This is a genomic window from Methanoculleus chikugoensis, assembly GCF_900095385.1.
In the GTDB taxonomy this organism is placed as follows: domain Archaea; phylum Halobacteriota; class Methanomicrobia; order Methanomicrobiales; family Methanoculleaceae; genus Methanoculleus; species Methanoculleus chikugoensis_A.
This window is the reverse complement of record NZ_FMID01000055.1, coordinates 26,684-39,084: the sequence shown is the minus strand read 5'-3', so window position 1 is coordinate 39,084 and position 12,401 is coordinate 26,684. Positions and strand designations below refer to the sequence as shown.

Below are 12,401 nucleotides of genomic sequence, written 5' to 3'. Positions count from 1 at the left end.
CTAACATTTAGTAAATATGCTCGAGGGCAGTGAGGTTTCCCGTCTCCTCGATATCCTGGGAAACCGGAACAGGCGGCGAATAATAGAACTGCTGAGGCTGAAACCGTGTTTTGTGACCGAGATCTCCGAGCGGTTGGTGCTCAGTCCGAAAGCGGTGATAGAACACCTGCAGTTGATGGAGCGCGAGCAGCTCCTCGTCTCTTACCAGGACGAACGCAGGCGAAAGTATTACTACCTCTCACATGACATCAATGTCATCGTAAACCTGCAGAAGCAGGACGGGGTTACGCTCCCCTCCGTTGAAGAGAACCAGAGAACACGATTTGCAAGAAACCTCGGGGCATTCAGGAGGATGGTTCGGGCTCACGACGAACTTCTGGATAGCCTCGAACAACTGGAGCGGGAGATCGAATCGAGGTTCGCCGAGGTCATGCGCATGCGAGGGAACTTCGTCACCGACGACGGGGATCTGGAGATCATCCTCGCCCTCTCCCATGCCGACCTGCGCCTCGTGGAACTCGAGGAAGTGAGCAGCCTGTCCACGGATGAGCTGAAACAGAGATTGGGCAACCTCGCACGCAAGGGGGTTGTCGAGCGAATCAACGACCGATACCGGATACGTGGTACACATGGCGAATAACCCATACGACGAAATGTTTCGAGACATCGCGCGGCTGATGGAGCGGATCTTGAGCGAGATGCCGCCTTCCGACCCGAAGATCATCGGATTCACCATCATCGGCGGAATGCCCGAAGGGGCTTCCTACCCGGATTTTGCCGGGGACGAGGAGGGGGAGTCCGATGTCGAGGTGGTCGAAGGGGACGACTGCATCTACATCACCGCGGTGGCGGATGCCCGGGCGGACGGCGCCCCATACGTCACGTTCCAGGAGGACTCCGTGACCCTCTGCACCGGGGGTGACGAGGAGACGGTCATCGATCTCGACTGCGAGATCGATGTACTGCACAGTTTCTACAACGTGCAGCACGGCGTCATCGACGCTGTCTGTCGGAAGAAGAGCGCACCGGGCGAGGTCGCCCGGTCCTGAACCACCTTAATCTTTTCCGGCGCATCTGGATGCGCACGCTCTTCGGGAGCACGTTTCGGCCCCGGATGCCGCGATTACGCTCCCCGTGCAAACCTTTTCACCGATTCTTCTGCAATTTCGCCGTTTACAAAATACATCATCTGCATTGGTAGCAGCCTCGTGCTGGAAGCCGGGGTGGGGACTACAAAAGGTGAACCTTACCCGGTAGAGACAGGGGAGGGGGAACGAGTTCCCCCTCCCCGTCAGCCCTACCCCTTATGGCGATGTCCCCACGGTCCACTGTATGGGGGGGGGACTCTGGAGGAGAGCCGTACGCGATGGAGACAGGATGCTGGATAAAACGATGTGAGCACCCCCATGCACGGCTGCTCACCAGGTATCGCCATGACTGCCCCTGCCCCCGGGAGGGGGCGGGGGAGGGCGCCGGAGGCGCGGGCGGGGTGGGGGTTGCCGAAGAAGGGCACACGGGTATTCTCCTTCCGGCACAGACGGCGTGGGGGGGCTGGACTGCGGAGGCCGTCAACCCCCGTCCGCCGCACCGGCATCGCGGAGTGCTTCACGGATCGTCGCCCGGACGCCTTCCGTCGTCTCGCCATCAAGAGCCCTACGGAGCGCCAGAACCGCCTCCCCGCCGCCGATCGTGCCGAGCGAGCGGGCGGCGCTCCGGCGCACGAACTCGTTCTCGTCTTCGTGCATCCTCCCGAGCAGCCCGACTGCCCGGGGGTCGCCGAGCAGCCCGAGCCCCTTCGCCGCCATGTAGCGGACGTGATCCTTCTCATCGTCGAGGGCGGCGACGAGGGGCGCATACGCCTCGCCGTCGCCGAGCAGCCCGAGGGCCTCCGCCGCGCGATACCGCACTCTCCAGTCGCTGTCCGTCAGCAGGGCAATGCAGGCGGGCACGGCGGGTCTCCCAACCGCGACGAGTCCGTGCATCGCCTCCGCCCGCACGGCCTTCTCCGGGTCAAAGAGCCGTGAGATCAGGGTCTCCAGGTCCAGACGGTCGTCTCCAGGTCCAGGGGATATGCTATGAGTCATGGTTCCGTCACTCCCGCGGTCTACGCCCGGGCGTATATCACACGTTGAGGCGGATTTGTAATAAGTGCTTGGGGCCGCCGGGCCACCAGCAGGCGCTGTATCCCCGCGGCCCCCCTCTCCCATCAGGTCAGAAATCCAGAAGCATATATCGCCAGACTCACCAGAACAAAAAGACCTGTCCCGAGGATGAGCGTCCCCAGAGCATTGAATAAAGGATCACTCTCGATCCATTTCCCTTGAGCGTGCATGGCACCGGATACAGCATCAAGATATATATATTTTACCCAGGAGATAAAAATAAATCCTCCTATATAATCATTTTCAATAGCGATTTCTGCCGGACTACGAGTTTGAGGATTATTGAAGGTTCAGCGCGGTTTCCCGGTATGCTCTGGGCATGCTGCGTGCCACCTCCGGGAGATGAACCGCTCCGCTGTAAACCTTGAAGATGAAAGAAAGTGACGCCCAGGACGGAATTCGAATCCGTGTCGACGGCGTGACAGGCCGTCATGATAGGCCACTACACTACCTGGGCACTCAATGTTTGGGGGTGATCCCGCCTCCCGGATTCGAACCGGGGACATCGCGGTAGCCGCGCAGTTCGCCCGAGAGCGAAGACCATACTACAGCCGCGCACTCTACCAGTCTGAGTTAAGGCGGGTCACTGCTCTAATAATGTTAGATAGAGTTGTTATTAAACATTTCGCAGAACTCCCGGGGAAGAACGGGATACGGGCATTATTCTTTATATACAACCTCGGATAAGGAGTATGTATGAACCCTACAAACGCTGAAGCACGCAGGAACGCTGAAGCGTACTGTCTTCTTCACCGATAGCCGTGCGAACAAAAACGTCACTGTTTTCGACACCACGCTGCGCGACGGTGAACAAACACCGGGTATCTCGTTCACGCTCGAAGAGAAGCTCGGTATTGCTGAACAACTCTCCGGAATAGGAGTCCACGCCATCGAAGCGGGCTTTCCCGCATCCTCGGATGCCGAACGCGATATAGTCCGGGCCATCACGAACCTCGGGCTCTCCGCACAGGTCTGCGGCCTTGCGCGGTCGCTCCGGGCCGACGTGGATGCGTGCATCGACTGCGGCGTCGACATGGTCCACGTCTTCATCCCGACCTCCGACGTCCAGCGCGAGTACACCATCAGAAAGACCCGCGAACAGGTCCTCGAGACCACCGGCGATATCATCGCGTATGCACGCGATCACGTCGACCGGTGCATGTTCTCCGCGATGGATGCGACAAGGACCGACTGGGATTACCTGATAGAGGTATACCGCGTTGCGGTGGACGCCGGAGCGACGATCATCAACGTGCCCGACACGGTCGGCGTGATCACCCCGACGGCGATGAAGCGCCTCATCGAGCGGATCGACCGCGAGGTGAACTGCCCGATCGACGTCCACTGCCACAACGACTTCGGGCTTGCGGTGGCAAACACCATCGCAGCGGTCGAGGGCGGCGCCTCCCAGGTGCAGGTGACGGTGAACGGCATCGGCGAGCGGGCAGGCAACGCCGACCTCGCGCAGACGGTGATGGTGCTCTCGTCCATCTACGGTATCGATACCGGCATCCGGACGCAGAGCCTCGTCGAGACTTCAAGGCTCGTCTCCCGCTACGCGGGGATGAGCGTCCCGGCCATCCAGCCGATCGTCGGCGAGAACGCCTTCGCCCACGAGAGCGGGATCCACTCCCACGGCGTCATCACCCGGTCGGATACGTTCGAGCCGGGGATCATGACGCCGGAGATGGTCGGGCACCGGCGCAGGCTGAAACTCGGCAAACACGCCGGGAGGCATGCGGTCAAGCAGATGCTCGCCGAGGTGCACATGGAGCCCGCCGACGAACAGCTCGACGAGATCGTCCTCCGGGTGAAGGCGATTGCCGGCAAGGGCAAGCGCGTGACGGACGCGGACCTCTACGAGATCGCGGAGAGCGTCATGCAGATCGCACCCGACGAGAAGACCCTGGAGCTCCGGGACGTCGCCATCATGACCGGCAACCATGCCATCCCGACGGCAAGCGTCAGGGCGACCGTCGACGGGGTCGAGCACATCTTCTCGAGCGTCGGCAACGGCCCGGTGGACGCGGCCGTGCGGGCGATCCTCGGGATCATCCCGGCCCCGGTTCACTTAAAAGAGTTCAGCATCGAGGCGATCTCCGGGGGCACCGATGCTCTCGGCCACGTCACGATCGCCGTCGAGGACGAGCGGGGGCGGGTCTTCGATGCCAGCGCATCGAGCGACGACATCATCCTCGCATCGGTCGAGGCGGTGATCAACGCGATCAACCTCGTCTGCCGGACGCACAAACTCGACCGCGAAGAGTGAACATCTCACTCCTTTTTTCCAGGTCTACCTCTGGATAAGCCCGGCTACCCATAGAGGCCGCCGGATTATCCATGCATCATCTATGCCGAAAATCTGGCCTCGCGCGAAGACGCGAAGTCTGGGTGGGCATCGAGAACCTTCTTCGCGGCTTCGCGTTCTTCGCGTGAGGCCATTTCGGTGCTCAACCCGACCGTCTCACGCGAAGCCGCGAAGAACGCGAAGATTAGTTTATCTGAGAGCAACGCCCCTTCGCGTGAGTCAGAGAGAGAATTTAAACAAAGCCCTTTTTCAAAAAAAGGTGACGGATCAGATGGGGCCGGGAGGCTGCTGTTTTCCTTCCAGCGCCCCCCTGATCTGCGCGGACAACTGCTCGAACCTGCCCTGCAGCGCCTTCTCCTGCTTCTCAAGCGACTTGACGCGGAGGTCGAGCGTCTCGATGCGCTCGTTTAAGGAAGCAAGCACCTGCTCCTTGCTCTTCTGCATCATGACGCTGCCGACGTTCATGAAGACCGCCGCATCCTCGGGGACGTCGGCCAGATCCTCGACCGCGCGCCGGGCTTCGCGGACCGTCAGTTCGTACTGTGCTTTCTGCGATACCACGGTCTGGAGCTGCTGCTGCATCTGCTGAAGCATCGCCAGCTGGTTCTGCACTTTTGGCGGGATGTTTTCCATATTCATCTACTCCTGGAATGGACGAAGATCGGTAACAGTATTTCAGGTGGCGGGCAGCGGCCTTCCCGACCCTCTGCCCTTTCTCTACATGATAGGGGCGCGGAACTCATTAAAGGTGAGGGTTCAGAGAAGGGGGGTTCCCCATCATCCTGACGGGACGGCAAGTTCCCGCATCTCGACCGCTATGGTTATCAGCCGCAGCCAGGTGTTCAGAGCCGCCCTGAGCGCAGGTATATCGGTGGCATTCACATCGAGGACGAGCAGATCGTCGCCCGCGAGTTCGACCCGGACGGACGACCGGCCGCCCACGTCGCCCATCTCCTGGCAGACGGAGAGGTAGAGGGCACGGGCATCGGGGGTCGCGAACCGGAAGACCGCAGTATGCGTCACGGGGTCACCTTCAGGGTGTAGCGTCTCCGTTGCGTCCCGTCAAAGACGATCCGGTTTCCCGTAAGGGACTCCCCGGCAAACGCGACATCGACGTGATCCTTGAGCGCCTCGTACACAGAGCGATCCGAGACAAAGAGTCCGCGGGCGATCGCACCGGCCCGCTCCTCGACGGCAAACGACCGAACCCGGATCTCTGCCGCCGGCTCTCCGCCGTCATACATCTGAATCAGAAAAAAAGGGCCGGATTTCGAGACGATCAGAACCGGCCCCTCGAAGGAAAAGAGGTCGCCCATGCCCGCTTTGCCGCGGGTGAGGTATTCGGCGCCGATCGAGAACGCCAGATCCCGCGCAAGGGTGCGCACCTCAGGAGCCGGTTTACGCGACGTCGTGACGACCGTCATCGAGCCTTCAGATCTTTTATTCCAGCTCCGCGTTCCTTGAAGAGGATGCGGTGCCCACAGTAGGGGCAGCGTATATTGACGTCGATCTCCACTTTTTGTTTACAGCGAGCGCACTTATAGGCAGCCACGACCGGTTACCCCTCCTTCTGCAACGACCGCTCGATGCTCCGCGCGGCGACGCGCATCGCCGGCGTCTCCGGGACATAGCTGCCGCCTGCAAACTTGAATCCGCACTTGCGGCACGTCCAGATGCCCGTTCCCTCACGCTTGACCGCTACCTGGTCGCAGCGGGGGCACGCATGGCTCGCGCGGGAGACCGCCTCGATCTGGTTGACTCTCTTCCGGATAAACCGGCCATACCTCGGGCCGAAACGCCCGGAACTTCCGACTACCCTGCCCTTTGCACTCTGTTTGCGACTTGCCATTTCGCGTACCTCTTGTATGTCCTCTAATTTTTGTGCTGTCGATTAATATAGTTACTCACGACACCCGTTCGACGATCCGGGTCTCCGCATTCCCCTTGGAAACCTTGTTCACCAGGTCGTAGAACTCCTCCTGGATACCCGCCGGAATTCTGACGATCGCGATCCAGGATCCGTCCTTCTGCCACTCATCCCGTTCGAGTGTCCCCGCGGTCGTGATCTCGTATGCCCTCGCGGTATAATCCGCCGGGATCTTCACGGCAATCCGGATCTCCTCGAACCGGATGGGGAGGAGCGGGCGGAGCGCCTTGACCACGTCTTTGACCTGCTCCTCGACGGACTTGAAGGGGTCGATGTTCACCCTCGCCTCTTCCATCGCAAGTTCGATCCGCTGCGGGGGGTGAGGGAACCCGGACTGCGGGTTGACGGCGTTCCTCGATATGAACGTGACGACCCTGTTCCGCTTCTCCGCGATGAGGTGACGGCGCTGTTCCGCCGTGAGGTGGATCTCGCCCTTCTGGATGATCCGGAGCGCTGCCTGCTCGAACTCGGTCGTCTTGAAGACCTTCAGGAGAGCCTCGTCGGAGGCCCGTTCGGCATGGGCGGCGTTCGAGAAGATGGAGTCGGCGGCGACGACATTCTCCAGGTCGATCTCTTCGCCCTGCCGGATGCGCATGGCCTGGTTGGGGTCGACGAGGACCTCGAACCGTTCTCCGTGGCTCTCAAGCCGCGCTACTACTGCCTGGTCGAGAGGAATCATACGGATGACGCTCACTCTTCGAACTGGTCGACGTATGCCTTTACCTCGTCTTTCTCCAGTTTCCGGAACTCCCGGGTCTCGATGGAGACGACGCCGATCTCGATGGCGCTCACGTCGAGTTTGCCCTCCGTCGCGGCGTGCAGGGCCTTGATCCCGAGCCCGATGGCGCCGGCGAAGTCCGCATCCTCCTGGTACTCGTCCTCGAATACCTTCATGACCGCAGGCCGGCCGGTTCCGATGCCGGTCGCCTTGTACTCGAGCAGCGTGCCGCTCGGATCGGTCTCGAAGAGACGGGCCTCCCCGTCGCTGACTCCTGCGATCAGGAGAGCGGTCCCGTAGGGGCGTGCACCGCCGAACTGGGTGTAGGTCTGCATATGGTCGCAGAGCTTTTTCGCGAGGGTCTCGACGTTGATCGGCTCGTTGTAGGAGACACGGTTGATCTGTGCCTCGACCCGGGCCCGGTCCACTAAAGACCGCGCATCGCCGACGAGGCCGGAGGACGCAACGCCGATATGCGTGTCAATCTTGAAGATCTTCTCGATGGAGACTGGTTCAAGGAGACGGGACGTCACCCTCTTATCGACGATCAGCACGACGCCTTCGCTGCATTTGATTCCGACGGCAGTCGTGCCTCGTTTCACCGCTTCTCTGGCGTACTCGACCTGGTAAAGCCTTCCGTCCGGGCTGAACACCGTGATCGCCCGGTCATATCCCATCTGATATTGTGGTTGCATTATCGTTCCTCCAAATCGCCTTCGGTGAAAAACAATGACTTCTGATGCTTAATACCTTTTTCAACCAAATCAACCTTTTGACGCGGATAGCGATAGACCGCGAAATAAGTTTCCCCGATCTTCACTTCCCCGTCCCCGGAGAGATGCCGGATCGGTCTCATCCGGCGCCGCAGTGCGTGGATCGTCCCCGAGGTGGCGACCGTCCGGAGCGCGATCCGCTCGTCGCCGACCGCGGTGACCGTTGCAAGCGCGACGGCGATATCTTTCTCGGTTCCCCGCCGGCACCGGACGACGACGTACCCCCCTTCGCAGAAGACCACCGCGGGCTGCGCAAGGCCGGAGGCCGCATCGCCAAGGAGCGAGGTCGCAGCCTCGATGACCGCGAGGTAGACCTGTTTCTGGTCTACCTGCACCTCGTAGGGGAGGATCCGCGCCAGGATGTAGCGCCGTTTCGTCCGCATCGCCGGCGGTCTCGGCCTCATTCGACCACCCTCACGGGCCGGTGCGGCTCGACGATCCGGCCGATTGACGAGAGCGCTTCGGTCACTTCCGCCCCGGTCATGCCGAAGAGTGCGCAGAGACCGCGGATCTCGCGAACCGATCGCTGCCCGAGTATCGAGCGGGCGTCCGACGATATCGTCAGCGGGAAGCCGTATCGGCGCTGCAACGAGAGGACGTCCGCATACCGCTGCAGCGCTCTCTGGCGCTTCGTCCCGCGGAGGTGGATGATGGGAGCCATCGAGATGTCCACCGCCACACCATGTTCCGACGCCGTCCGTGCGGCGACGTGGTCGAAGGCGTTTCTCCGGGTGGCATGGATGCTCCTGACGACATTGACCTCTTTGATCGAGACGATCGCCCGGTTGAAGGAGATATCCCCGGCGTCGACGTAGACGATGTCGGCCCGCCGGACGGCGGGATCGCGCACCCTCTTCAAGACCTCTTTTACGGAAGAGGCACCGATCACGGCTCCCCGGAGAACCTCGACGCCGGAAGACCGATGCGCGGCATCTCCGATAACGACGACGCTATCGAACCCGAGTCCTCCCGCTTCGAGCGCCATGCGCGCAACCGTCGAGTCACCGGCAGGATAGGGATGTATACCGGCATCTGTGATCTTCATCGTGGGTAGGCCGTATGAAAAAAAGGTAGTTATTTGCCCCGGTTCGCGTGAGAACGGATGCTCGGGCGCGTCTTCTCGGTTCCACGTCCGCGCGTCCGCATCCCGCGCCCCTTAATGCCGGCGGAGGTCTTGCCGCGCTCCGCCCGGCCCCGGTGAGCCGGGTTCGCCAGCCATGCGAGGTTGCGGTCGCTCTTGATGGACGGGTGGTGCCCGTCGACCATGATGACCTCGAACCACTTGGAGCGTCCGTCCTCACCGACCCAGTAGGAGTTCAGGGCTTCCATGTTCGGGAACTTGCGGGATGCGCGCTCCTCGGCCATGCGCTGCAGGCTCTTTGCCGGGGTCATCCGGCGCATGCCCATGCGGGCGGTCCTGCGTCCACGGGTGTACCGGGGCTTCCTTCGGCCGCCGCGGCGGACTTTGACCCGCACGACGACGATCCCCTGCTTGGCCTTGTAGCCGAGCGACCGGGCCCGGTCGATCCGGGTCGGGTGCTCCACGCGCACGATACTCCCTTCGCGCCGCCAGGTCTGGAGCCGCTCCCAGAGGAGGGCCTTCACTTCCGACCGGTCGGGCCGTTTCCATGCCTCGCGTACGTAGGCATACATCGATTTTGCCATGTTTAGAATCACCTCAGGTTCAGCGTTTCCGCCACATTCCTTTCCGGGACGTATCCCGTGGTTCCTAACAGGTTGACGGGAGCACAAATAAAGGATTCCCCCGGGGTCCCGCGCCCATCGGGGGCTCCAACTCCGCTCCGCAGGAGCGTCGTTCTTCGCGTGAAGCAAAATATCGGAATTGGATGCCGGATCCTTCACACAAAGGGGCATGTGGGAAGATCGATCCCGCGGTTCACTGCACGCCCTTGCGTTTCTCCACGACACGGATGGCGTCCATCCGGGTGACGGGATACTGCCCGTTCTCGTCTTTCTCCGCCGACTTGACCATGTCCCAGACGGTGAGAAGGGCGGTGGAGACGCCGGTGAGCGCTTCCATCTCGACACCCGTCCTCCCGTAGGACTTCACGCGGGCGATCGCCTCGATGTAGCCGTCGCCCTCCTCGAACTCGATCGTGATGCCTGCAAGCGGTATGGGGTGGCACATGGGGATGAGGCGCGGCGTATCCTTCACCGCGAGGGTTGCCGCCACCCGCGCGGTCGCTAAAACGTTGCCCTTGACCGCGGTTCCTTCCCGGATAGCGCGGAGCGTCTCGCTCCGGAGGTAGATCCTGCCGCTCGCAACCGCTTCCCGGACGACCTCGGTCTTTCCCGAGATGTCCACCATCTGTGCGCGGTCGTTCTCGATGTGGGTGAAGACCGGGGTCTTGCCGTGTTCGCCGGACTCGCTCATGTGTATCGCAGGAGATCTTCTCTTTTTCAGGGGATAAAAGAAGGCGGCTATCGGCAGGTCAGTCCGACGCGGGGGGCCGGAAGAGGGTCTCCGGAATATAGTCGGGCATATCGGTCGCGAGCAGGCCGCTTCCCCGCCCCTCCGCGGCAAGCATGCCGGCCCTGCCGTTCACGTATGCGGCGATGCAGGCGGCCTCGAACGCAGGGAGATGACAGAAGAGCGCGCCCGCGATGCCGGCTAAGAGGTCGCCCGTCCCGCCGGCGGTCATGGCGGGGGTTCCGGTCCGGTTGAACCTGACCCTTGATCCGTCCGAGATGACATCGACCGGGCCCTTGAGCAGGATGGTCCCGGTCGTTGCGGCGGCCTTCACGCACCGGCCGCGCGCGACAGGACCCGCCGGGGGCTCCGCCCCGGTCATCCGGGCGAACTCGCCTGCGTGCGGGGTGTAAATCGTCTCTTTCGCCGCCGGGAGGGGGCGGGAGAGCGCATCGGCATCAAAGATCGCCTTCTCCGCCGCCTCCGCGACGGCGAGGACGACGTCGTGGCTCTCCTTCCCGAGGCCCATGCCGCAGACGACGACGTCCGCGCGGTCGACGAGGGGGAGGATCGTCTCCAGGTGATCGACGGTGATCGCCTTCCCCTCCAGCCGCTCGTAGATCAGGTCGGGCATGGGGACGTACGCGGGGGAGGCGACCCGCACGATGTCGGCCCCGGCGCGGAGCGCCCCCATCGCCGCGATGTAGGGCGCCCCCTGGTAAGGTCCGCCCCCGACGACGAGCACCTCGCCGCCGGCGCCCTTGTGGGCCTCCGATCTCCGTGACGGGATGAGCGTGAGGTCACCCGGGCCGGTGAATATCTCCGCCTCGAGCGGGATGCCGATATCCGCGACGTCCGCGCCCTCCACCTTCGGCCGGTGGAAGGATACGATCCGGCTCGCACGGATCCCGGGGGTGGGGATGTCGACGGCGACGACCGGGGCGCCGCTCGCGTTCACCCGGGCGACGAGGGACGCGAGCGGCTCCCGCACCGCGCCCGAAGCCCCGGTGCCGAGCATCGCGTCGACGATGACGTCGGCGCCGTCAAAGAGGCGGGAGAGAGCCTCGACGTCTGCGGCACACCGGACGGGGTGGAGGGTGACGGAGCAGTGCCGGAGGAGCGATGCCTGAACGGCGGCCGAGGCAGTCGTCGAGCCGCAGTCGGGGTAGACGACGTCGACCGCATCGAGGTGCTGGAGGTAGCGGGCCGCCACCATCCCGTCGCCGCCGTTGTTCCCCCTCCCGCAGAGGACGAGGACGCGGGAGGGGTTACGGGCGAGGACGGCGTCCGCGACCGCCCTCCCGGCGCTCTCCATCATCAGAAGCGACGGGTAGCCGAGCGCAACGGCGTTCCCCTCGACCGCTCTCATCCGCCCGGCGTCGATGACACCGGTCTCCAGAAAATCCCGCATATCGTTTGTCGTCATGTCCCGTCCCTCCAGGAGCGTTGTCTGATCGGTGCTATGGCGTTTCTTTCTTAGATAGTTTTAGTTTCCGCCCGGAGAGATGCTGGGAAGACTGCCGGTTCAGGGGAGGGATGACAGACGAGCAGCCAGGGTGCAACCGGTGCACCCACTGGTGCCCGGATTGCTCGGTCGCATACCGTGCACCATACGCCGTATACGCGGTGCACCCACGGGTGTCGGGATTGTTCTCGACCGCACGTGCCTTACACGGATTTCCACAGGCTATCGCCATTGGGGGAGAGGCTGACGGGGAGGGGGAGCATCCCCCCTCCCCTGTCTCTACCTCTGAAGATTATACCTGTGCCCCCACCCCGCCCGGCCTCCGACCTCCTCCCCCGCCCCGAGGGGCGGGGGCAGTGCGTGGCGATAGGCGATGTCCCCAGGGGACATCGCTGGAGAAGACCGAAGGTCTTGGACTGGCGACTGGCCGTAGGGCAGGAGCATGAGCACCGTCAGGTGCGCAGTCCACGCAGGCCAGCGTACGGGGCCTTCATCGTTGCGGTTGTTCCGACGTTGGGACATACTAGGCACGCCCAGACGACCACTGGAACAGGTTGCATAGTCCGTCGCTTGAAGACTCAAGCCACTCATGCTCCAGTTCTCCACTTCGCCGACTG

Annotated in this window: 16 protein-coding genes and 2 tRNA genes; 3 read left to right on the top strand and 15 right to left on the bottom strand. The window is 62.6% G+C overall.

Features of this window, described 5'->3' with window-relative positions; genetic code table 11:
- Window positions 1-16 precede the first annotated feature (16 nt).
- The gene (locus L21_RS11375; protein ID WP_074370583.1) at window positions 17-640 is read left to right on the top strand and encodes an ArsR/SmtB family transcription factor; all 624 of its coding nucleotides are present in this window, start codon (window positions 17-19) and stop codon (window positions 638-640) included.
- Complete coding sequence (locus tag L21_RS11370) at window positions 630-1,049, top strand: alpha-crystallin domain-containing protein (RefSeq protein WP_256713131.1); 420 nt, start codon at window positions 630-632, stop codon at window positions 1,047-1,049. Before L21_RS11375 ends, L21_RS11370 begins: the two co-directional genes overlap by 11 nt.
- Before the next feature lie 519 nt (window positions 1,050-1,568).
- Here the strand turns inward: L21_RS11370 and L21_RS11365 are convergent.
- The 3 genes from L21_RS11365 to L21_RS11355 form a co-directional block, all read right to left on the bottom strand.
- Window positions 1,569-2,084: a HEAT repeat domain-containing protein gene (locus tag L21_RS11365; RefSeq protein ID WP_074370581.1), complete on the bottom strand. Its 516-nt coding sequence runs from the start codon at window positions 2,082-2,084 to the stop codon at window positions 1,569-1,571.
- A 462-nt stretch (window positions 2,085-2,546) separates the two neighbouring features.
- Window positions 2,547-2,619 (bottom strand) — tRNA-Asp (locus L21_RS11360).
- 19 nt (window positions 2,620-2,638) lie between these two features.
- Window positions 2,639-2,745: transfer RNA gene (locus L21_RS11355), tRNA-Tyr, on the bottom strand.
- A 147-nt stretch (window positions 2,746-2,892) separates the two neighbouring features.
- Between L21_RS11355 and L21_RS11350 the strand changes: the two genes are divergently transcribed.
- Window positions 2,893-4,431, top strand: a complete 1,539-nt coding sequence (locus L21_RS11350; protein WP_074370580.1) for a 2-isopropylmalate synthase — start codon at window positions 2,893-2,895, stop codon at window positions 4,429-4,431.
- Between the two features lie 306 nt (window positions 4,432-4,737).
- Here the strand turns inward: L21_RS11350 and L21_RS11345 are convergent, their stop codons facing one another.
- The 12 genes from L21_RS11345 to L21_RS11290 form a co-directional block, all read right to left on the bottom strand.
- Complete coding sequence (locus tag L21_RS11345; RefSeq protein ID WP_074370618.1) at window positions 4,738-5,103, bottom strand: prefoldin subunit beta; 366 nt, start codon at window positions 5,101-5,103, stop codon at window positions 4,738-4,740.
- 144 nt (window positions 5,104-5,247) lie between these two features.
- A complete protein-coding gene (locus L21_RS11340; protein WP_074370579.1) occupies window positions 5,248-5,493 on the bottom strand; it encodes a KEOPS complex subunit Pcc1 in 246 nt (81 codons plus the stop codon).
- Entirely contained in the window at window positions 5,490-5,894 is a 405-nt protein-coding gene (locus L21_RS11335) for a Brix domain-containing protein (RefSeq protein WP_074370578.1), read from the bottom strand. Before L21_RS11335 ends, L21_RS11340 begins: the two co-directional genes overlap by 4 nt.
- Window positions 5,891-6,022, bottom strand: a complete 132-nt coding sequence (locus tag L21_RS11330; protein WP_011844513.1) for a DNA-directed RNA polymerase subunit P — start codon at window positions 6,020-6,022, stop codon at window positions 5,891-5,893. Before L21_RS11330 ends, L21_RS11335 begins: the two co-directional genes overlap by 4 nt.
- Window positions 6,023-6,028: 6 nt before the next feature.
- Window positions 6,029-6,319 (bottom strand): 50S ribosomal protein L37ae, encoded by a 291-nt coding sequence (locus L21_RS11325; protein WP_074370577.1) that lies wholly within the window; start codon window positions 6,317-6,319, stop codon window positions 6,029-6,031.
- 55 nt (window positions 6,320-6,374) lie between these two features.
- On the bottom strand, window positions 6,375-7,076 hold the full coding sequence (locus tag L21_RS11320) for a ribosome assembly factor SBDS (RefSeq protein ID WP_074370617.1): 702 nt from the start codon (window positions 7,074-7,076) through the stop codon (window positions 6,375-6,377).
- An 11-nt stretch (window positions 7,077-7,087) separates the two neighbouring features.
- A complete protein-coding gene (gene psmA / locus L21_RS11315; RefSeq protein ID WP_074370576.1) occupies window positions 7,088-7,810 on the bottom strand; it encodes an archaeal proteasome endopeptidase complex subunit alpha in 723 nt (240 codons plus the stop codon).
- Window positions 7,810-8,292 (bottom strand): Rpp14/Pop5 family protein, encoded by a 483-nt coding sequence (locus L21_RS11310; RefSeq protein ID WP_074370575.1) that lies wholly within the window; start codon window positions 8,290-8,292, stop codon window positions 7,810-7,812. Before L21_RS11310 ends, psmA begins: the two co-directional genes overlap by 1 nt.
- Complete coding sequence (locus L21_RS11305; RefSeq protein WP_074370574.1) at window positions 8,289-8,933, bottom strand: RNase P subunit p30 family protein; 645 nt, start codon at window positions 8,931-8,933, stop codon at window positions 8,289-8,291. Before L21_RS11305 ends, L21_RS11310 begins: the two co-directional genes overlap by 4 nt.
- Window positions 8,934-8,962: 29 nt before the next feature.
- Window positions 8,963-9,553: a 50S ribosomal protein L15e gene (locus L21_RS11300; protein ID WP_074370573.1), complete on the bottom strand. Its 591-nt coding sequence runs from the start codon at window positions 9,551-9,553 to the stop codon at window positions 8,963-8,965.
- 232 nt (window positions 9,554-9,785) lie between these two features.
- Window positions 9,786-10,283 (bottom strand): cyclic pyranopterin monophosphate synthase MoaC, encoded by a 498-nt coding sequence (moaC, locus tag L21_RS11295; RefSeq protein ID WP_074370572.1) that lies wholly within the window; start codon window positions 10,281-10,283, stop codon window positions 9,786-9,788.
- 58 nt (window positions 10,284-10,341) lie between these two features.
- A complete protein-coding gene (locus L21_RS11290) occupies window positions 10,342-11,745 on the bottom strand; it encodes a bifunctional ADP-dependent NAD(P)H-hydrate dehydratase/NAD(P)H-hydrate epimerase (protein WP_074370571.1) in 1,404 nt (467 codons plus the stop codon).
- Between the last annotated feature and the right edge of the window lie 656 nt (window positions 11,746-12,401).

Coding starts and splice junctions, on each gene's coding strand:
- L21_RS11370 (WP_256713131.1), top strand. CDS start 630: ATGGCGAATAACCCATACGACGAAATGTTTCGAGACATCGCGCGGCTG.
- L21_RS11375 (WP_074370583.1), top strand. CDS start 17: ATGCTCGAGGGCAGTGAGGTTTCCCGTCTCCTCGATATCCTGGGAAAC.
- psmA (WP_074370576.1), bottom strand. CDS start 7,810: ATGCAACCACAATATCAGATGGGATATGACCGGGCGATCACGGTGTTC.
- L21_RS11345 (WP_074370618.1), bottom strand. CDS start 5,103: ATGGAAAACATCCCGCCAAAAGTGCAGAACCAGCTGGCGATGCTTCAG.
- L21_RS11320 (WP_074370617.1), bottom strand. CDS start 7,076: ATGATTCCTCTCGACCAGGCAGTAGTAGCGCGGCTTGAGAGCCACGGA.
- L21_RS11325 (WP_074370577.1), bottom strand. CDS start 6,319: ATGGCAAGTCGCAAACAGAGTGCAAAGGGCAGGGTAGTCGGAAGTTCC.
- L21_RS11365 (WP_074370581.1), bottom strand. CDS start 2,084: ATGACTCATAGCATATCCCCTGGACCTGGAGACGACCGTCTGGACCTG.
- L21_RS11300 (WP_074370573.1), bottom strand. CDS start 9,553: ATGGCAAAATCGATGTATGCCTACGTACGCGAGGCATGGAAACGGCCC.
- L21_RS11290 (WP_074370571.1), bottom strand. CDS start 11,745: ATGACGACAAACGATATGCGGGATTTTCTGGAGACCGGTGTCATCGAC.
- L21_RS11305 (WP_074370574.1), bottom strand. CDS start 8,933: ATGAAGATCACAGATGCCGGTATACATCCCTATCCTGCCGGTGACTCG.
- L21_RS11310 (WP_074370575.1), bottom strand. CDS start 8,292: ATGAGGCCGAGACCGCCGGCGATGCGGACGAAACGGCGCTACATCCTG.
- L21_RS11335 (WP_074370578.1), bottom strand. CDS start 5,894: ATGACGGTCGTCACGACGTCGCGTAAACCGGCTCCTGAGGTGCGCACC.
- moaC (WP_074370572.1), bottom strand. CDS start 10,283: ATGAGCGAGTCCGGCGAACACGGCAAGACCCCGGTCTTCACCCACATC.